This is a genomic window from Arthrobacter luteolus NBRC 107841, from assembly GCF_001552075.1.
Lineage (GTDB): Bacteria > Actinomycetota > Actinomycetes > Actinomycetales > Micrococcaceae > Arthrobacter_B > Arthrobacter_B luteolus.
In genome coordinates this window covers 767,914-786,720 of sequence record NZ_BCQM01000001.1, presented here as the reverse complement: position 1 = coordinate 786,720, position 18,807 = coordinate 767,914, and the positions used below count along the sequence as shown (strand labels likewise).

Annotated in this window: 18 protein-coding genes, 1 tRNA gene, 1 pseudogene and 1 riboswitch; of the genes and pseudogenes, 12 read left to right on the top strand and 8 right to left on the bottom strand. The window is 65.9% G+C overall.

The window, feature by feature from the left end; translation table 11 throughout:
• Positions 1–188 precede the first annotated feature (188 nt).
• The 5 genes from panD to AL3_RS03600 all read right to left on the bottom strand — a co-directional run bounded on the left by panD (position 189) and on the right by AL3_RS03600 (position 2,864).
• The gene (gene panD, locus AL3_RS03620; protein ID WP_066296702.1) at positions 189–608 is read right to left on the bottom strand and encodes an aspartate 1-decarboxylase; all 420 of its coding nucleotides are present in this window, start codon (positions 606–608) and stop codon (positions 189–191) included.
• Between the two features lie 124 nt (positions 609–732).
• Positions 733–806, bottom strand: a tRNA-Gly gene (locus AL3_RS03615).
• Between the two features lie 83 nt (positions 807–889).
• Complete coding sequence (locus AL3_RS03610) at positions 890–1,165, bottom strand: protealysin inhibitor emfourin (RefSeq protein WP_066296700.1); 276 nt, start codon at positions 1,163–1,165, stop codon at positions 890–892.
• On the bottom strand, positions 1,162–2,226 hold the full coding sequence (locus AL3_RS03605) for a M4 family metallopeptidase (protein ID WP_246168395.1): 1,065 nt from the start codon (positions 2,224–2,226) through the stop codon (positions 1,162–1,164). The genes AL3_RS03610 and AL3_RS03605 overlap by 4 nt, the downstream gene beginning before the upstream one ends.
• Positions 2,227–2,381: 155 nt before the next feature.
• Positions 2,382–2,864 (bottom strand): SseB family protein, encoded by a 483-nt coding sequence (locus AL3_RS03600; RefSeq protein ID WP_066296698.1) that lies wholly within the window; start codon positions 2,862–2,864, stop codon positions 2,382–2,384.
• A gap of 175 nt (positions 2,865–3,039) precedes the next feature.
• On the opposite strand from AL3_RS03600, the gene AL3_RS03595 reads away from it, so the two are divergent.
• Positions 3,040–3,897 carry a tryptophan 2,3-dioxygenase gene (locus tag AL3_RS03595; RefSeq protein ID WP_066296692.1) on the top strand — a complete coding sequence of 286 codons (858 nt, stop codon included), beginning with the start codon at positions 3,040–3,042 and terminating at the stop codon, positions 3,895–3,897.
• 20 nt (positions 3,898–3,917) lie between these two features.
• Entirely contained in the window at positions 3,918–4,493 is a 576-nt protein-coding gene (dcd, locus tag AL3_RS03590) for a dCTP deaminase (RefSeq protein ID WP_066296690.1), read from the top strand.
• 138 nt (positions 4,494–4,631) lie between these two features.
• On the opposite strand, the gene AL3_RS03585 is transcribed toward dcd, so the two are convergent.
• Positions 4,632–5,987, bottom strand: a complete 1,356-nt coding sequence (locus AL3_RS03585) for an MFS transporter (protein WP_066296688.1) — start codon at positions 5,985–5,987, stop codon at positions 4,632–4,634.
• 200 nt (positions 5,988–6,187) lie between these two features.
• Here AL3_RS03585 and AL3_RS03580 point away from each other — a divergent pair, with 200 nt between their 5' ends.
• The 6 genes and pseudogenes from AL3_RS03580 to mnhG all read left to right on the top strand — a co-directional run.
• Positions 6,188–9,190, top strand: a complete 3,003-nt coding sequence (locus AL3_RS03580; protein WP_066296684.1) for a Na+/H+ antiporter subunit A — start codon at positions 6,188–6,190, stop codon at positions 9,188–9,190.
• Positions 9,187–9,675: a Na(+)/H(+) antiporter subunit C gene (locus tag AL3_RS03575; protein ID WP_066296682.1), complete on the top strand. Its 489-nt coding sequence runs from the start codon at positions 9,187–9,189 to the stop codon at positions 9,673–9,675. Before AL3_RS03580 ends, AL3_RS03575 begins: the two co-directional genes overlap by 4 nt.
• Complete coding sequence (locus AL3_RS03570; protein ID WP_066296680.1) at positions 9,672–11,282, top strand: Na+/H+ antiporter subunit D; 1,611 nt, start codon at positions 9,672–9,674, stop codon at positions 11,280–11,282. The genes AL3_RS03575 and AL3_RS03570 overlap by 4 nt, the downstream gene beginning before the upstream one ends.
• Entirely contained in the window at positions 11,279–11,878 is a 600-nt protein-coding gene (locus AL3_RS03565; RefSeq protein WP_066296676.1) for a Na+/H+ antiporter subunit E, read from the top strand. The genes AL3_RS03570 and AL3_RS03565 overlap by 4 nt, the downstream gene beginning before the upstream one ends.
• Positions 11,875–12,132, top strand: a complete 258-nt coding sequence (locus AL3_RS03560) for an MrpF/PhaF family protein (protein ID WP_066296673.1) — start codon at positions 11,875–11,877, stop codon at positions 12,130–12,132. The genes AL3_RS03565 and AL3_RS03560 overlap by 4 nt, the downstream gene beginning before the upstream one ends.
• A gap of 2 nt (positions 12,133–12,134) precedes the next feature.
• Positions 12,135–12,512 (top strand): annotated as a pseudogene (gene mnhG / locus AL3_RS18860) (monovalent cation/H(+) antiporter subunit G); the annotation flags it as partial.
• A gap of 267 nt (positions 12,513–12,779) precedes the next feature.
• Here mnhG and AL3_RS03550 read toward each other — a convergent pair.
• Entirely contained in the window at positions 12,780–13,043 is a 264-nt protein-coding gene (locus tag AL3_RS03550; RefSeq protein WP_066296667.1) for a DUF4235 domain-containing protein, read from the bottom strand.
• 104 nt (positions 13,044–13,147) lie between these two features.
• Positions 13,148–13,290: riboswitch (TPP riboswitch) on the top strand.
• Between the two features lie 57 nt (positions 13,291–13,347).
• On the opposite strand from AL3_RS03550, the gene AL3_RS03545 reads away from it, so the two are divergent.
• From AL3_RS03545 to AL3_RS03535, 3 genes are read left to right on the top strand one after another with little or no spacing between them, the layout of a single operon-like run.
• A complete protein-coding gene (locus tag AL3_RS03545) occupies positions 13,348–13,953 on the top strand; it encodes an ECF transporter S component (RefSeq protein ID WP_066296664.1) in 606 nt (201 codons plus the stop codon).
• Between the two features lie 4 nt (positions 13,954–13,957).
• Complete coding sequence (locus tag AL3_RS03540) at positions 13,958–15,520, top strand: ABC transporter ATP-binding protein (protein ID WP_066296661.1); 1,563 nt, start codon at positions 13,958–13,960, stop codon at positions 15,518–15,520.
• Positions 15,517–16,329, top strand: a complete 813-nt coding sequence (locus AL3_RS03535) for an energy-coupling factor transporter transmembrane component T family protein (protein ID WP_066296658.1) — start codon at positions 15,517–15,519, stop codon at positions 16,327–16,329. The genes AL3_RS03540 and AL3_RS03535 overlap by 4 nt, the downstream gene beginning before the upstream one ends.
• Positions 16,330–16,371: 42 nt before the next feature.
• Here AL3_RS03535 and AL3_RS03530 read toward each other — a convergent pair whose 3' ends face one another.
• The gene (locus tag AL3_RS03530) at positions 16,372–17,247 is read right to left on the bottom strand and encodes an aminodeoxychorismate lyase (RefSeq protein ID WP_066296655.1); all 876 of its coding nucleotides are present in this window, start codon (positions 17,245–17,247) and stop codon (positions 16,372–16,374) included.
• Between the two features lie 132 nt (positions 17,248–17,379).
• On the opposite strand from AL3_RS03530, the gene cls reads away from it, so the two are divergent.
• Positions 17,380–18,804 (top strand): cardiolipin synthase, encoded by a 1,425-nt coding sequence (cls, locus tag AL3_RS03525; RefSeq protein ID WP_083521427.1) that lies wholly within the window; start codon positions 17,380–17,382, stop codon positions 18,802–18,804.
• Positions 18,805–18,807: the final 3 nt, after the last annotated feature.

Sequence of the window (18,807 nt, the reverse complement as noted above, 5' to 3'; positions counted from 1 at the left end):
CACCTCGTCGTAGGCACGGACTGAGTGATTTTCCGCGAAAGGCTGCAATCCTCAGCAACCTTTCGACCGACCCTATGCCTTTACGCTCTATTGCGCCACAGTTCACATGGGAAACACGTGTAACCACAGGTGGCAGCCGCAGTTGGCGGTTTATCCCCGGGGCAGAACCGGGGCATGCAAGGGGGTTCTCAGCCGGCAGGCGTGGCCAGCGGCGGGCGCTCAGTCCCAGGGGTGAGGGCTTCCGCGGGGTCCGTGCCCAGGGCGAGGATGCGGTTCTCCGCATCGACATGCACCACGGTGGGGATGAAGGCCCGTGCTTCTTCGGTGCTCATGTCGGCGTAGGTAATCAGGATGACGGTATCGCCGATGTTCACCAGGTGCGCAGCGGCACCGTTGATGCCGATCACGCCGCTCCCGCGCTCTCCCGCGATGGTGTAGGTCTCCAGCCGGGAACCGTTGTCCACGTCGACGATCGCGACCAGTTCCCCGGGAAGGATGTCGGCGGCATCGAGGAGGTCCAGGTCCACGGTCACGGAGCCCACGTAGTGGAGGTTGGAATGCGTGACGGTGGCACGGTGGATCTTGGACTTAAACATTTTGCGGTTCATGGCTGTACAAGTGTACGCCTGAACGAATACCTGCGGGGCGGCCGGAAAACGGTCCGGTGCCGGGGTTCACCGGCACCGCAGCTGCGCCGGGGGAGTCTGGCGAAGCCAGATAAAAAGGGGAAATTGGAGCGGGCGACGGGAATCGAACCCGCGTATCGAGCTTGGGAAGCTAGCGCTCTACCATTGAGCTACGCCCGCAAGGCCGGTGAAGCACCGGCACAGGAAACCACTTTACATGCCTTCAGCACCACCAGCACAACGCGGTGCCGCAGGCGGTTTCCCTACTCGGGTGCCCGGGCTTCCCCGTTTCCCTTGCGGGCGCGGTCCACCAGCTCCCGCCAGCGGCCCTGCAGGGATTCCTCGGGGATGGTGACGGCGGCTTTCCCCACGCTGATTTCGTAGGTAAACCGATCGGGCACGTTTTTCTGGGTGTCGGCGGACGGCGGGTCCTGAAGCAGGGGAAGCCAGCGTTCTTCGGCCTCCTGGGAACTCACTTCACTGCTCCACGTGCGCGTCATGCCTGCGATCCCGCCGCTGCGCACCACAACCAGTCTCATACCACGACGTTAACCTCTTTCCACGCCGCCTGCACAGCAGAACTTTCAGCGCCTCCGGCACCGTAGCGTTTTTCCGCCGCCGTGACTGTCGCCGCCGCGAAGAGACTGAAGGTGCAGTCTGCGGGAAAGTTCGGTTCAGTGATGGTGTCGTACCAGATCTGCCCGGCGCGTTCCCAGGCATAACCGCCGAGCCGGGAGGCAGCCAGGTAGAACGCCCGGTTGGGGATCCCGGAGTTGAGGTGCACACCGCCGTTGTCGGCGCTGGTTTCCACGTAGCCCGACATGTCCGCTGGCTGTGGATCCTTGCCCAGCACGTCGTCGTTATAGGCAGTGCCCGGAGCGGACATGGACCGGAGCCCCCGCCCACTGACCGCGGGCGTGAACAGGCCCTCGCCGATAAGCCAGGATGCTTCTCCGGCGGACTGGTTGAGGAATTTCTGTTCCACCAGCGCACCGAACACGTCGGAGACCGATTCGTTCAGTGCACCGGCCTGGCCCCGGTAGACCAGCCGGGCGGTGTACTGGATAACGCCGTGGGCCAGCTCATGGCCGATGACGGTCAGGGACTTGCTGAAGCGCTCAAAAACCTCGCCGTCTCCGTCGCCAAGCACCATCTGGTTGCCGTCCCAGAAAGCGTTGTCATAGTCGCGTCCGTAGTGGACGGTGGCGTGGAGCGGGCGGCCGGCGCCGTCGACCGAAGAGCGGCCGTAGGCGTCGCTGAACAGGTTGTAGGTTGCACCCAATCCGTCGTAGGCCTCGTCCACGGCTGGATCGGACGTGGGCGGGGCACCTTCCGTCCGCACCGGAAGGCCGGGCAGATCCTGCTTCTGTCCGGCATCGAAGACGGTGCGGCGCAGCTGTGGCGTGAGCGCGGTGCCCGATCCAGGGACCGGCGCGGTGCGGCGCTGCATCCGGGATTCAACTACGGCAGGTTGTCCCAGCAGCGTCCGCTTGGCCGCATCCGCCGCCGCAGCGAGGCGGTCCGGGTGTTCGGCTATCCGGGCCAGCAGATAGGGCGGGACTATGGAGCAGGACGTCGGGGATTTCGCTGAGCAGGTCACGGTACAGCCCTCCATCTGTAGTGAGGTTCCCCAGACTAGACGGCGGCACCCCCACGGCAAGGCAGGACCCGGCAAAACCGGGTCCTGTTATCCATAAGGCAACCAAAACACTGCTCTAACACTGCTGCCCGCCTGCGCGGGCGCTGCAGGGGAGGCTATTCGGCAGCGGTTTCGGGTCCGATGTTTCCAGCCGCACCGTCAAAAGCGGCGACGACGGCGGCCACGCCTTCCGGTCCCAGCTCCAGGCCCAGCGAATTGCCGGGGTTGATCGCCAATCCGTACCCGGGCGCGATGCTGCGCAGGGTTGCTTCCCCTGATGCCTTCACCATGATCGGGGCCGTGTCGCGGATGCGCTGCGGAATGCGCTGGGCGTCCGTGAACGTAGCCGCAACCGGGGCTGCGCCTTCGGGGGACTTCAGGACGAGTGCCTGGAAACTGGCCGGATCATCCTCCGCGGTCAGGCGGCCGACGCTGAGAAGATCCGCGTTCCAGATCGCCGCAATCACGTCCTGGTTGCTGATCTCACCGGCCTGGCCCGCTTGGATGGCTTCTTCCAGAGCGGTAGCCGGAGCGGGGGAGTTCGCCGGGCTTCCTTCGGTCTCGCCTGCTCCGGGGGTGCTGCCGGGCTCGTTCTCCATGGGGACTCCTTGCGAGGGTGGGGTGCGTTTACGCCAGTCTTCCACAGCCGCGCCGAGGCGCAGAAGCGCTCCAGCGGGGCTGCAGTTACCGTAGGGTCAGCGAAACCGGGGCACCGCGTCCCGGCACCCCACCAAGGAAAAGCTGACAAGGGCCGACAACGCAGACGGAGCAGCGATGAGCGTAGACAAGAATACCCGGCACCTGGAGCCGGGAATTGAGCGGGACTTCAGCCGGAAGATGAGTTACGGATCCTATCTGGGGCTCGACGAGCTCCTCTCCGCCCAGCACCCGGTCAGCAGCCCCGTCCATCACGACGAAATGTTGTTCATCATCCAGCACCAGACCTCCGAGCTGTGGCTGAAACTGGTGCTGCATGAGCTGCGCGGGGTCCGGGTGCGGCTGATGGCCGATGACCTGCGGGCAGCAATGAAAGGCATCGCCAGGATCAAGCACATCCAGCGCTCGCTGACGGAGCAGTGGTCCGTGCTGGCCACGCTGACGCCGTCGGAGTACGCGGAGTTCCGCGGTGATCTTGGGGCATCCTCCGGATTCCAGTCCTATCAATACCGCGCGGTTGAGTTCCTGCTGGGCAATAAGAACGCCGCCATGCTGGACGTCTTCGCCGCCGACCCGGTGGCGCAGGAGCTGCTGGCCGGACTGCTGGAGCAGAGCAGCATCTACGACGAGTTCATCCGGGCACTGCACCGCAGGGGCTACGCCGTCGGGCCGGAGCTGCTGGAGCGCGACGTGAGCCAGGCCCACGTCTACGACGAAACCCTGATGCACGTTTTCCGTGAGGTGTATGAACAGCCCGCAGCCAACTGGGATATCTACGAGGCCTGCGAGGAGCTGGTGGACCTGGAGGACAATTTCCAGCTCTGGCGCTTCCGGCACCTGCTCACCGTCCAGCGGACCATCGGCATGAAGCGCGGCACCGGGGGCTCCTCCGGTGCCGGCTTCCTGCGCAGCGCCCTTGACCTGACATTTTTTCCTGAGCTTTATGCAGTCCGCACGGAAATCGGCCAGGGATGAGGATGCGCTATTTTTAGAAGGTGCTGATATCTGACCGCGACATTCGAGCTGAAATTTCTGACGGGCGCATCGTCCTGGATCCCTACGACCCCGCGATGGTCCAGCCCTCCAGCGTCGACGTCCGGATCGACCGGTATTTCCGGCTCTTCGATAACCACAAGTACGCGCACATCGACCCCTCCCTCGACCAGCCGGACCTCACCCGCCTGGTGGAAGTGGCGCCGGATGAGCCGTTCATCCTGCACCCGGGGGAATTCGTGCTGGGGTCCACGTATGAAAGCGTCACGCTGCCCGACGACGTCGCTGCCCGGCTGGAGGGCAAGTCCTCCCTGGGCCGCCTTGGCCTGCTGACCCACTCCACTGCGGGGTTCATCGACCCCGGGTTCTCCGGGCACGTGACCCTGGAGCTCTCCAACATGGCGACCCTGCCGATCAAACTCTGGCCCGGTTCGAAGATCGGCCAGCTGTGCTTCTTCAAGCTCAGCTCACCCGCCGAATACGCCTACGGAACCGGCGTCTACGGCAACCGGTACCAGGGCCAGCGGGGCCCGACGGCGTCGCGCAGCCACCTGAACTTCCACCGCACCAGCATCTAGGGAAAGCGGCGGGACGGCCGCGGCCGGGCTGGTGGCCTTCCCACCCCGGCGGCAGCTGAAGCGGCGCGGGAGGACTTCGACGGCGCCGCGCGCCAGCCGGTTGCCCGGGCAGAGCAGCCCGGGACCTCCGCGCAGGAGCTAGACCTCGGGCACCACGGCCCGGGGCGTCCGGTCCGGAGCCCGGACCGGCAGCAGGGCGAGCAGGCCCAGGGCCAGGACCAGCAGAATGCCGATGATCCCGTAGCGCTGCGCGCCGAAGATCGTGATGAAGATGGCGAACAGCGACGGCGCCAGGAAGCTCACGGCCCGTCCGGTGGTGGCGTACAGGCCGAACAGCTCCCCTTCTTCACCCTCCGGGGAAAGGCGGGTCAGGAAAGCACGTGAGGCGGACTGCGCCGGCCCCACGAACAGGCACAGTGCCAGGCCGAAGATCCAGAAGGTCGTGTCACCGCTCCAGGTGAGGCCGAAGAGGTTCGCCTCCTCCGGGCCAAGCGCCGCGATGGCCGTACCGGCCACCAGCAGGCCGGTGAGGGATCCCACGATGACGGGTTTGGGGCCGATCCGGTCGTCCAGGAAACCGCCGGCGAAGGCGCCGGCAGCTGCCACGACGTTGCCGAAGATGGCGAACATGATGACCTGCGGGAGATCCCAGCCGAACGTTCCTGCGGCGATCACGCCGCCGAAGGTAAAGACGGCAGCAAGTCCGTCACGGAACACGGCGCTGGCCATGAGGAACCAGATGGTGTGCGGGCTGGTTTTGTAGATCGCTTTAATCCGCCGGAACAGCAGGCCGTAGGAAGCAAAAAAGCCCAGCTGGGCTGCCCTGGTCCGCGGGACCTCCGGCACAGTGAAGAAGATGGGCAGTGAGAAGACCAGGAACCAGACCGCGGAAAACACGGCAACCGCGCGGATGTTCTGGCCATTCTCCGAGGTGACGCCGAACCAGCCGACGTCCGGGTTGATAAAGCCGATGAGGACCACGGCCAGCGCGGCAATACCTCCCACATATCCCATCGCCCAGCCGAACCCGCTGACCTTGCCGACGGTGCCCGGTGTGGAGACCTGCTTGAGCATCGCGTAGTAGTTCACGTTGGCGAATTCGAAGAACACGTTGGCCAGGGCGATCAGCGCGACACCCAGCAGCAGGAAATCCGGACTGGGATAGACAAAAAAACACAGACCCGTTGCAGCGCAGACGGCAAGGGTGTTGACCGCAAGCCACAGTTTCCGCCGGCCGCCGGCATCCGAGCGCTGCCCCGTCACCGGGGCCAGCAAGGCCACGAGGACTCCGGCAATGGCCAAGGCGGTGCCCAGCACGGCCGAGGCCCGGGCCTCACCGCCAAACGGGGCGGACGTCAGATAGACAGTGAAGACGAAGGTGGTCATCACGGCGTTGAAAGCCGCCGACCCCCAATCCCACGAAGCCCACGCCCAGATCTCCCGCCGCCGGACGGCAGCCGGTGTTCCTGCAGGTCCGGGCGTTGTATGCGTCATTGATGCCATGATCCAGATGCTAGCCCGCAACGGCCTTATTAACGCGGAGAGGCGCGGGAATATTCCATGGCAGGGCGACACCCCGCGAATGCGCCCGGGCGTATGCCAAGGGTAGAATAAACACAGTCCCTTGCCCGCAACGTTGATAACTAAAGCTGTGTTCTGACCTGTAAACCCTTAGAGAACCCGGGAGATCTAACGTGCTAGTTGTGCTCACCGTCTTGTTCACGGTGGCATTAGCAGCGCCGTTATTCTTCCGCTGGTTTGGCCGGTCAGCCTTCTACATCCTGGCTGCAGTTCCGGCAGCGGCGTTTATCTGGCTCATGGCCACCTTCCCCGCGTATACCGGGGCGGACCAGTCACTTTCTTCCGGCGCTCCGAACGCGCCGCCGTCCGTAGTCATCCCCTGGATTCCGGACCTCCGGGTAGAGCTGGCCTTCCGCATGGACGCATTGTCCGCGGACCTGTCCATCCTGATCCTCGGCGTCGGCTCGCTGGTCCTGTTCTACTGCGCCCGCTATTTCCGCCCGGAAGATCCGAAGATGGGCGCGTTCGGTTCACAGCTGCTGGCCTTCGCCGCAGCGATGTTCGGCCTGGTTACGGCAGATGACCTGATCCTGCTGTTCATCTTCTGGGAACTGACCACCATCCTTTCCTACCTGCTGATCGGCTATGCGGCGCACCGGCTTTCAGCCCGCCGCGCAGCGCTCCAGGCACTGATCGTCACCACCTTCGGCGGACTGGCGATGCTGGTTGGCATGATCATGCTCGGCTCGGTCGCAGGCACCTACCGGATTTCCGAGATCATGGCGATGGCGCCGGAGCTCGTTGCCAGCGGAGTGATCGTTGACATCGCGATCGTGCTGATGCTGGTCGGCGCGGTCTCCAAATCCGCGCTGCTGCCGTTCCACTTCTGGCTGCCCGCCGCGATGGCCGCGCCCACTCCCGTCAGTGCCTACCTGCACGCGGCGGCGATGGTGAAAGCCGGTATTTACCTGGTGGCACGCCTGGCGCCGGGATTCTCCGAGACTGCCTACTGGAGCGCCGTCATCTCGGTGCTCGGCCTGGCCACTCTGCTGCTCGGAGGCTGGCGGGCGCTGCGCCAGCACGACCTCAAGCTGATGCTTGCTTATGGAACGGTGAGCCAGCTCGGCTTCCTCACCCTCGTGGTGGGGCTGGGCAACCGGGAGGCTGCAGTTGCCGGGATCGGGCTGCTGCTCGCGCACGGATTCTTCAAAGCCACCCTGTTCCTGGTCGTTGGCATCATTGACCACCAGGCCGGTACCCGTGACATCCGCAAGCTCTCCGGGGTGGGACGTTCCGCTCCGCTCCTGGCCATCGTGGCCGCGGTCGGTGCCGCCTCGATGGCGGGACTGCCGCCGCTGATCGGTTTCGTGGCGAAGGAATCGGTCTACGAAACCTACGTCCACTATGCCGAGCAGCAGAACAACCTCACGGGCTGGATCCTGCTCATTGGCGTCGTGGCCGGAGCCGTCCTGACCTTCGCGTACAGCTGCCGGTTCCTCTGGGGCGGGTTCGCCACCAAGAAGTCCTGCGAGCCCACCGCATTCAAGCAGGTCCCGTGGCCGTTCCTGGCTCCGCCGGCGATCCTCGCTGTGGTGACCATCTTCTTCGGCCTGTGGCCGCGGCCGCTGGACACGGTCATCACACCCTATGCGGATCTTTACCCGATCGACGGCGAAGCGACGCATCTGGCCCTGTGGCACGGATTTACCCTGGCCCTTGGGCTGACCGCCGTCACCATCGCCGCCGGACTGCTGCTGTTCTGGCAGCGCGAACGGGTGGAACGGCTCCAGGCGCTCACCGCCAGCCCGCTGGACGCAGAACGCTCCTACCGCGGGCTCATCGGCCTGCTTGATGACGCCGCCGTCTGGGTCACCGGCCGCACCCAGCGTGGTTCGCTGACCTTCTACCTCTTCGTGATCCTGAGCATGGCGATTATCAGCCCGCTCGCCGCCGTGATCTTCCGCGGCGCCCAGATGCCGGAGAATTTCCACTGGTTCGATTCCCCGGTGCAGGCCGTGATCGGCGCCGCAGTGGTGATTGGCGCCCTCGGGGCTGCACGGGCCAACAAGCGTTTCCTCGCCGTGCTTATGGTCAGCGTCAGCGGCTACGGCATTGCCTTGATCTTTGCCCTGCAGGGTGCACCGGACCTGGCCCTGACGCAGATGCTGGTGGAGACGATCGTCCTGGTCGCTTTTGTGCTGGCGCTGCGCTCCCTGCCGGCGCGGCTGTGGAAGCGCGAGCCCACCGGCCAGCGGCTGCTGCGGGCCCTGCTGGGCATCAGCTTCGGCGCAGCCATGGTGCTGTTCGCGATGTCAGCGATGGCCTCCCGGGTGGCCGAACCGATCTCCCTGGCCTACCCCGAACTGGCTTACGAGGGCGGCGGCGGGCTCAACATCGTCAACGTCACCCTGGTGGACATCCGCGCCTGGGACACCTTTGGCGAAATCTCCGTGCTGACCATGGCCGCCACCGGCGTTGCCTCCCTGATCTTCATCCGTGGCCGCGGCGACAAGCGGCGCCGTGCCGATGAGATTGCCACCGGTTCGGTGGACCGCGGGCGTGAACACTTCGGCTCCTCTGACCGGGAAGCCGCCACCCTGGCCCTGGCCCGCAAGTTCTCCACGGTGGGACGTGAAGCCTGGCTGGTCGCGGGGCGGACGCTGGCACCTGAACGGCGGTCGATCATTTTCGAAGTGATCACCCGCCTGCTCTTCCACTCGGTGATCATCTTCTCCATCTACCTCCTGATTGCCGGGCACAATGCGCCGGGCGGCGGATTTGCCGGCGGCCTGATGGCAGGCCTGGCGCTGACCATCCGCTACTTGGCCGGCGGCCGGTTCGAGCTGGCTGAAGCGACCCCGGTCAGTGCGGGAATGCTGCTGGGCGGCGGGCTGGGCCTCGCCGCGCTCTCGGCTGCAGCGCCGCTGTTCTTCGGCGGCCAGATCCTGCAGACCGCCATCCTCAGTTTCACCTGGCCGGTCTTCGGCGATATCAAGTTCGTCACCTCCACGATTTTCGATATCGGCGTTTACCTGGTTGTCGTTGGACTGGTCCTCGATGTGCTCCGCAGCCTCGGCTCGGAGATCGATGAACGCAGCGAAGGCGGCCCCTCTGATGACGAGGACCTGATCGAACCTGAACCGGAACTGCTGGATGCGGAAGGAGTGTCCCGATGAGCGTCAACATCACGCTGCTGCTGATTATGGGGGCACTGTTCGCCGCCGGAATCTACCTGCTGCTTGAACGCAGCCTGACCCGGGTGGTGCTCGGGCTGACCATGATGACCAACGCCACGAACATCCTGCTGCTCACCACCGGTGGGTACGCGGGACTGGCCCCGCTGTTCGGCGCGGACATTCCGCCGGAGGACTACAACGATCCGCTGCCGCAGGCGTTCATCCTCACCTCCATCGTCATTTCCTTCTCCGTGACCGCTTTTATGCTCGGAATCATCTACCGCTCCTGGGTCCTCGGACGCCAGGACGAGGTGCAGGACGACATCGAAGACCGCCGCGTGGCCAGCCAGAGCAGCTACGACGCCGAAGACGACGCCGATGTTCCCGAGGACACGACAGAGTTCACCCCGGCTGAGGAAGCCGAAGAAGCTCCCGGCTCGCAGCGCGGACCGGGCACCGAAACGACAGGAGAGGCAAAACGATGAACGCTTCCAGTTTTGCCCCGCTCGCCGTCGTCCTTCCCTTCTTTGGCGCGGCCCTGGCATTCGTCCTGATCCGGCATCAGCGGTCACAGCGGATCGTCAGCATCAGTGTGCTGGCCCTGACCCTGCTGCTCGAGTGCTATCTGCTGGCGGCCGTCTGGGAGACCGGCGCACAGGCCGTGAACATCGGCGGCTGGCTGCCGCCCTTCGGGATCACCATGGTGGTGGACCAGTTCTCCGCCCTGATGCTGGTGGTTTCCACGGCCATCAGCCTCTCGGTGCTGATCTACGCCGCCGGCCAGGGCATGGCCGACGGCGATGAAGACGGGCCCATCTCGATCTTCCACCCGACGTACCTGATCCTGGTGGCCGGTGTGTCCAACGCATTCCTGGCCGGGGACCTGTTCAATCTGTACGTCGGCTTCGAAATCCTGCTCACCGCCAGCTATGTGCTGATGACCCTGGGCGGCACGACCCCGCGCATCCGTGCCGGCGTGACCTACGTCGTCGTCAGTGTCATTTCCTCCCTGCTGTTCCTGATCGCGATCGCCATGATCTACGCAGCCACCGGCACGGTGAACATGGCGGACCTGGCCACGAAACTGGGGGAGCTGGACCCCGGCACGCAGATGATGCTGCACCTGATGCTGCTGGTGGCCTTTGGCATCAAGGCTGCCGTGTTCCCGCTGTCCTTCTGGCTGCCCGACTCCTATCCGACTGCGCCGGCACCGGTCACCGCGGTGTTCGCGGGCCTGCTGACCAAGGTCGGTGTGTACGCCATGGTGCGTACCGAGACGCTGCTGTTCCCGGGGGACCGGATCAATACGCTGCTGATGATCGTGGCCGGACTGACCATGCTGGTGGGCATCCTGGGTGCGCTGGCACAGACCGACATCAAACGAATGCTCTCCTTCACCCTGGTCAGCCACATCGGCTACATGGTGTTTGGCCTGGCCGTCGCCTCGGTGGTCGGAATCGGTGCCGCGGTCTTCTACGTGGTGCACCACATTACGGTCCAGACCAGCCTCTTCCTGGTGACCGGCCTGATCGAACGCCGGGGCGGCACCGCCAACATGGACCGGCTCGGCGGATTGGCGAAACTGTCCCCGCTCCTGGCGGTGCTCTACTTCATCCCGGCCATCAACCTTGCAGGGATCCCGCCCTTCTCCGGCTTCCTGGGCAAACTGGGGCTGATGCAGGCCGGCGTCGAGCTCGGAAGCCCGCTGGCCTATGTCCTGGTCGCGGCCAGCGTGCTCACCTCGCTCCTGACCCTGCTGGTGATGGCCCGCGTCTGGAACCGCGCTTTCTGGCGCACGCCGGAAGACGCAGTCCACCCGGACCCGATCCTGCTGGCCACCACCACCGACGGCAGCGCGGTCCGGGACTCCGGCAACGTCCGTGAACACCAGAGCGGGCGCTTTGCCGGCCGTTCCACGGTCAACCTGCTGCCGCGTTCCATGGTCTATCCGACGGTGGGGCTGGTGGCCCTGGGCGTGGCGCTGACGGTGCTCGCCGGGCCGCTCTTCTCGCTCAGCGACAGGGCCGCCCAGGACCTGCTGGACCGGACTCCGTACATCGAAGCCGTCTTCGGTGAAGGGAACGTCGAATGACCAAAAAACCCCGCATGCGCAAGCACCCGCGGATTCCGCTGCTGAAGGAACTGCCGCTGATCATCTGGCTGGTCCTGCTCTGGGGGGCCCTGTGGCAGGACTTCAGCCTGGGCAACCTGGTCTTCGGAGCGATCATCGCGTTCGTGGTCACCAATATCTTCTACCTGCCGCCGGTTGACCTCAGCGGACGGTTCAACATCATTTATGCACTCGGCTTTGGCGTCCGGTTCCTCTACAAGCTGGTGGTTGCCTCGTTCCAGGTGCTGTGGCTGGCCATAGCCCACGGGCCCAACATCAGGAACGCCGTGGTGGCCGTCAAGCTGCGCAGCCATTCGGACCTGCTGGTGACAGCCACGGGCCACTCGCTGTCCCTCATCCCCGGCTCCCTGGTGGTGGAGGTGGACCGGTCCACCTCCACGCTCTACCTTCACTGCCTGGGCGTGGACACGCAGGAGGCGGCAGAAAGGGTCCGCGACGACGTCCGGGCAACTGAGTCCTGGCTGATCCGGGCCATGGGAACCAAGGAGGACCTCGCGCTGGTGCGTGCCGAGCAAAAAGACCTCAAGGAACTGCGGAACGGGGAGGTCAGCCGATGACAATCGTGATCGTTATAGCGGCCATCATGCTCGCCACCGCTGCCGCCGGCGCCATTTTCCGGATTGTCCGCGGACCCTCCATTCTGGACCGCGTGCTGGCAGCGGATGTGCTGCTGGCAATCCTGGGCGGCGCCCTGGTGATTGAGATGGTCATTTACCGGAACCTGGACTATCTGGCCCTTCTGATTGCGATCTCCCTGATCGGCTTCATCGGCTCGGTAACCGTAGCCCGCTTCGTGACGGACAGGAGGTAGCCGTGAGTGAAACCGTGATCGACGTGATTGTCGCGATCCTGCTGCTCGGCGGAGCCCTGATGTCCCTGGCCGCCGCAATCGGCCTGATGCGCTTCCCGGACCTCATGAGCCGGATGCACGCGGCGTCCAAACCCCAGGTTCTGGGCCTGCTGCTGTTCCTGATGGCCATGGCCGTGGAGTTCCGCAGCTGGGTGCTCCTGCCGGTCCTGGCAGTCTGCTGGATCTTCCAGCTGCTTACCGCCCCGGTCTCGGCGCACATGGTGGGCCGTGCGGGTTACCGGACCAAGCACCTGCGCCCCGAGCTGCTCACCATCGATGAGCTTGATGATGTGGTGGAACGTGCCCAGCGGCTGATGTTTGAGGCCGCTGAGGAGGACGAGGGGGATTCCACCGATCCCAAGGTCGACGACGATCCCGGGCAGGAACCTGACGGCACCCACTACACGGGCGAGCTCGACGAGGAAGCGATGGAACGTTCCCGCGCCGAAACCGAGGGCCGTACCCGGCCGCCCGGCCGCAGCCGCGAGGGCTAGCACTGCCGCCAGGGTGTTTCACGGGAGCTGACCCAAGAGCCGTTTCCGGCAGCTCCGTTCCCGGCAGGCTGGTGCCGCCGGGAAAAGTGCCGCCGGGAAACGTGTCCCAGCTGCTTAGACGACCTCGGGCGTGCGGTTGTAGCGGGCAATTGCCCGCTGGGTGCCGCGGTTGGTCAGGACCCGGATCGCCTGGCTGACGGCTCCGGAAACCAGGGCGAAGATGACAGCGGAGCGCAGGCTCGCATCGAGTGCACCGTCCTTGTCCTTGGGTGGTTCGTTGCCCGTGGCCTTGGTCCAGATGAAGTCCAGGATCTTGGCGGAGGCCAGGCCTGCGCCGATGCTCACGCCGGTTCCCAGCAGTTTCAGGATCAGGTTCATATGCGCTCCTTGGCGTTGTTCGGTGCTATCGATTCCTACGCTACCCGCAGCCAACCAAAAACAACCCGAAACCCGGGCGGACTGCGTGTACAGTGGACCTCGCATACATACGACAGGGGAGCGCCGCTTTCCGCCGAACCGGGTAAAACCGGGCCGGGGAATTCGGGCGCTGAGAGTGCGGACCAAGCCGCAGACCCTCGAACCTGCTCCGGTTAGTACCGGCGAAGGGAGTCGAGATCTCAGGGGTGCACCGCCGCAGACAGCGGGGGTTTCCCTCCCCTCCTGAATACAGGAGGACACTTTTATGGAACACACTCTTCAACGGGCACCTGCGCGCGGACGCTATTCCTGGCGGGTGGTGGACATCGTGGTCGCTTCGGTACTCGCGGTGGCCGTCGGCGTCGTTTTCTGGGCCTGGTCGCTGGCCTATGGCGGCGTCGAAGCCCTGGTTCTGGCCTTCCCGCCGATCGGCGGTCTCTACACCGGCGGCTGGCTGATCGCGGGTGTCCTGGGCGGGCTGATCATCCGCAAGCCCGGCGCCGCCATCTACTGCGAAGTCCTGGCCGCCGCTGTCTCGGGCGTTCTGGGGACCCAGTTCGGCCTCTCCGTCCTGCTCTCCGGCGCCATCCAGGGCCTCGGCGCGGAACTGGTTTTCCTGCTCTTCCTCTACCGGAAGTTCACGCTGCCCGTAGCGCTTCTGGCGGGCCTTGGGTCCGGCCTCTTCCTGGGGGTCAGCGAATCGATCCTGTACAAGCCGGAATGGGCCTTCCAATGGCAGGCGCTCTACACCGGTTTCGCAGCGGTCTCCGGCCTGGTGCTGGCGGGCCTGCTGTCCTGGCTCGCGGTCCGGGCCCTGGCCCGCACCGGAGTGCTGTCCTCCTTCGCGGCAGGCCGCACGGCGGACGTATAGAACCATGCAGCAACGTACTTCTCCCGTGGCGGTCAGCGCCCGGAACTGGGGCTGGCGGCACGCCGGGCGCAAAAGGCCCGCTGTGGCCGGGGCAGATTTTGAGATCCGTCCCGGCGAGCGGGTCCTGCTCCTCGGCGCGTCGGGCGCCGGCAAGTCAACCCTGCTCCACGCCCTCGCCGGGGTCCTCGGCGAGGACACGGGCGGAACCGAAACGGGTTCACTGACGCTCGACGGCGTCCACCCGCAGGCAGCGCGTGGCCGCGCCGGACTGCTGCTCCAGGATCCGGACACCCAGATTGTGCTCTCGCGGGTCGGGGACGAGGTTGCGTTTGGGGCGGAGAACCTTGGCATTCCCCGCGGTGAGATCTGGGAGCGGGTGCATGCAGCGCTCGACGACGTGGGGCTGGCAGTTCCGCTGAACCACTCCACGGCGGCGCTCTCCGGAGGGCAGAAGCAGCGCCTCGCCCTGGCCTCCATCCTGGCCATGCAGCCCGGCCTGCTGCTGCTGGATGAACCGACCGCCAACCTGGATCCCGGCGGTGTGCTGGAAATCCGGGACGCCGTCGCCCGGGTCCTGGACCGCACCGGAGCCACGCTGATTGTGGTGGAGCACCGGGTCGCGGCGTGGGCAGAGCTGGTGGACCGGGTGATTGTGCTCGACGCCGGTGGCGGGGTCCTCGCCGACGGGGCGCCGCAGGAGGTGCTTTCCGGGGCTGCTACCCGCAGCCGGCTGGCCGAGGCGGGTGTCTGGCTGCCGGGGGCCGGCCCGGGCGGCGCAGGAACAGGTGCAGGAACGGGCACACCCGGGACACGTTTACCGTCGGTTCCCGCAGACCAACCGGCGGGAACTGACCTGCTTGTGGCACGGGGCCTGGATGTGGCCCGCACCGCCAAGGGTCAGCCGGTGCTGGCAGGCGTGGACCTCACGCTGCAGGCTGGAACCGCCCTGGGCATTACCGGCCCCAACGGGGCTGGCAAATCCACGCTGGCCCTCACCCTGGGTGGGCTCCTGCGGCCGCGCGGCGGCGAACTCACCGCAGCACCTCCGCTGGCCCGGGAAGCCGGCAATATCCCGTACAAGTGGAAGTCCGCCCAGCTGGTCACCCGGATGGGAACGGTGTTCCAGGAACCGGAGCACCAGTTCCTCACCGGATCGGTCCACGACGAGCTGGCCTTCGGGCCGCGGCGGGCCGGACGCAGCGAGGCCGAAGTGGATGCGGTTGTTGGGCGGCTGGCGGAGCGGCTCCGGCTGCAGTCCCTCCTCCCGGTGAATCCGTTCACCCTCTCCGGCGGGGAGAAACGCCGGCTGTCGGTCGCGACGATGCTCGCGACCGCCCCGGACATCCTGCTCCTGGACGAACCCACCTTCGGGCAGGACGCCAACACCTGGCGGGAACTGGTCTCACTGCTGGCCGAGCAGCGCGATGCGCACGGCTGCACCGTGGTTTCGGTGACCCACGACAGCGATTTCACCGCTGCCCTTGGCGGCCGGACGCTCCGGGTCGCCGGGGGCCGGGTGGAGGAACTGCTGCCGGTCCACGGCCGGGCGCAGGGAGGTGCGGCATGAGCGCCGTCGCCGTGCGGACCGGGACAGCCTTGGGCGGCACACGTCCCACGGCGCTGTCCGCTGCGAACCCGCTGTCCACCCTGGGCGCCGCGGTGGCGGTGACGGCAGCTGTGCTGCTCACCGTTGACTGGGTGAGCGCCTCCGTGGTCCTGGCCGGGGAACTGCTGCTGCTTCCGCTGCTGCGCATCCATCCCTGGACGCTGCTGAAACGGGTCTGGCCCCTGATCGCCGCCGCGGCCATTGGCGCCTACGGCACCGCGCTGCTGGCGGAAAAGACCGGCAGTGTGGTGCTCGACGCAGGGCCGCTGCTCTTCACCACCGATTCCGTCACCGCCGGCATTGCCATCGGCCTGCGCGGCCTCGCGATAGCCCTGCCCGGGATTTTCCTCCTGGTCTCCACCGATCCCACGGACCTTGCGGACGCCCTGGCCCAGCGCCTGCATCTTCCGGCCCGGTTTGTGCTCGGAGCGCTGGCCGCGATGCGGCTGGTGGGACTGCTGGTGGAGGAATGGCGGACGCTGGGACTGGCCCGCCATGCCCGCGGCGCGGACACTGCAGGCGGTCCGCTGGGCAGGTTCCGGAACCTGCTGGGCCAGGGGCTGGCACTGCTGGTCCAGGCGATCCGCCGGGCCACTCGGCTGGCCGTGGCGATGGAGGCCCGCGGATTCGACGGCGGCCCGCGGACCTGGGCCAGGACTTCCACCTTCAGCCGGATCGATGTGTGGGTGCTGTTGTACGGTGTGGGGCTGGCAGCCTCCGCTGTCGCCGCAGCCGTGGCCGCGGGAACGTACAACTTCATCCTGTCCTAGCTCCGGCGGAACCAGGCGGAACCAAACCGGAGCAGCCTCCGGTTAGAGGACGGTGTCCACCAGGGCTGCCAGCTCGTCCGTCAGCTCAGCGGACACCGGGATGGCTTCACCGTTGATCGATTTCACCGGGGCGAGGAGCCGGATGCTGGAAACCAGCCACACGCCGTCGGCCTGCGAAAGCCGGTCCGGTTCCAGCGGACCGTAGCCGAGCTGCCAGCCGGACTTTTCCGCGGCGTCGAACAGGGCGGCCTGGGTGGTTCCGGGCAGGATTCCGCTTTCCAGTTCCGGGGTCAGGAGGGTCCTTACCCCGTCCTTGACGACGGCCAGGACCACGGTGGAGGTGGGGCCTTCCAGGACCAGCCCGTCCGACGAGGTGAAAATCACATCATCGGCTCCGTGCTCCCGCGCGTAGCGGATCGCGGCCATGTTCACGGCGTAGGACAGCGTTTTGGAGCCGAGGAGCAGCCACGGTGCCCGCTCCGCCACGGTGCTGTCATACCCGCGTTCCAGCAGCAGCACATCGAGTCCGGACTTGCGCTGTTCAGCGGCCGACGCCGGGATGGGGGAGGCCTGGATCCAGGCTGTCGGGTGGTCCGCGCCTTCGGGTCCGCGGGTGAGGAGAAGCTTCACAACGGCCTGCTGATCCCCGTAAATCCGGGCGAATTCGGCCAGGGCGGTGCGGATTGCCGGTTCCCACTTTTCCGCCGGAGGGAACTCCAGTTCCAGGGCCGCAGCCGAACCCGCCATCCGGGACAGGTGGGAGGCGAGCTTCCGCGGGTGCCCGTCCACCGCCAGCATGGATTCGAAAACCCCGTCTCCGCGCGTCGCGCCGAGGTCGGTCGCCAGCAGCTGCGGAACGGAGGCATCGGCCACGCGGCCGGCGGGGAAATCAGAATCCAGGAAAACCAAAACACTCATGCGTCCAAGCGTAGTGTGCCCCGGGGCCGCAACCACGGTCCCAAGCCGACTAGGCTAGGGGGACGTTGGCCTGTTGGAGGGAAAAGAAGCGTGTGGTGGACGGTTACGGCTCCGTACTGGCTTGCGACGGTTTTGACGATCCTGGACTTCGCGATCCGGATCATCGCGCTGGGTGTGGTTCCCGGCAACCGCCGGCCCACGACGGCGATGGCCTGGCTGTTGTGCATCTTCTTCCTGCCGGTGCCCGGAATCATCCTGTTCCTCCTGTTCGGCAACCACCGGCTCTCAGAGCAGCGCGTTGAGCGGCAGACCCTGATCAACCGCAGGGTCCGCGACAACACCCGCGAACTTGAAGCGCAGTCCAGCTCCTATCTGGGGCCGGAATGGGTGATGTCCGCCGTCGAACTGAACCGGCGGCTGGGCTCGCTGCCCAGCCTGGACGGCAACAAGGTGGAGCTGCAGCGGGACTATGAGCAGTCCATCCGGGAGATGACCGAGGCAGTCCGGGCCGCAGAGAGTTACGTCCACGTCGAGTTCTACATCATGAGCTACGACGCCGTGACCAAGGATTTCTTCACTGCCCTCAAGGACGCTGCCGGGCGCGGTGTCACCGTCCGGCTGCTGTTCGACCACATTGGAACCCTGCGGGTGAAGGGGTACCGCCAGCTGCTGAAGGAACTGAAGTCCAGCGCCATCCAGTGGCATCCCATGCTGCCCATCCAGCCCCTGCGCGGGCACTGGCGCCGTCCCGACCTGCGCAACCACCGCAAGATCCTGGTAGTCGACGGCGTCCTGGGCTTTACCGGGTCGCAGAACCTGGTGGAACCGGGCTACCGCAAGCCCGGCAACCACCGGCTCGGCCGCAAATGGGTGGAACTGATGTGCCGGCTCGAGGGTCCGGTGGTGGACGAAATCAACGTTGTTTTCGCCACCGACTGGAACATGGAAACCGATGAGAACCTGGAGCGCGAACTCAGCCTCTACGAGTGGACCTACGAGCCCGGGGACATTACCTGCCAGGTGGTTCCCAGCGGGCCGGGTTTCACGACGGAAAACAACCTCCGGCTCTTCACCTCGCTGATCTACTCCGCCTCGGAGCGGATCTCCATCACCAGCCCGTACTTCGTTCCGGACGATTCGCTGCTGTACGCGATTACGACGGCGGCGCAGCGCGGTGTGCAGGTGGAGCTGTTCGTCTCAGAGCGCGGGGACCAGTTCCTCGTGGACCACGCCCAGCGCTCCTACTATGAGGCCCTGCTGGAATCCGGGATCCGGATCTGGCTGTATCCCGCGCCGCTGGTGCTGCACGCCAAGCACTTCACCGTGGACAACGAGGTAGCCGTCCTGGGGTCCTCCAACATGGACATGCGGTCCTTTTCGCTGAACCTTGAAGTGTCGATGATGATGTACGGCGGGAACATCGTGGAAAAGATGCGCCAGATCGAGGACACCTACCGGAACCTGTCCAAGGAACTGGTCCTGGAGGAGTGGCGGAACCGGCCGGTGTGGCAGCGGTACGTGGACAACGTCGCCCGGCTGACCGCCACCCTGCAGTAGCGG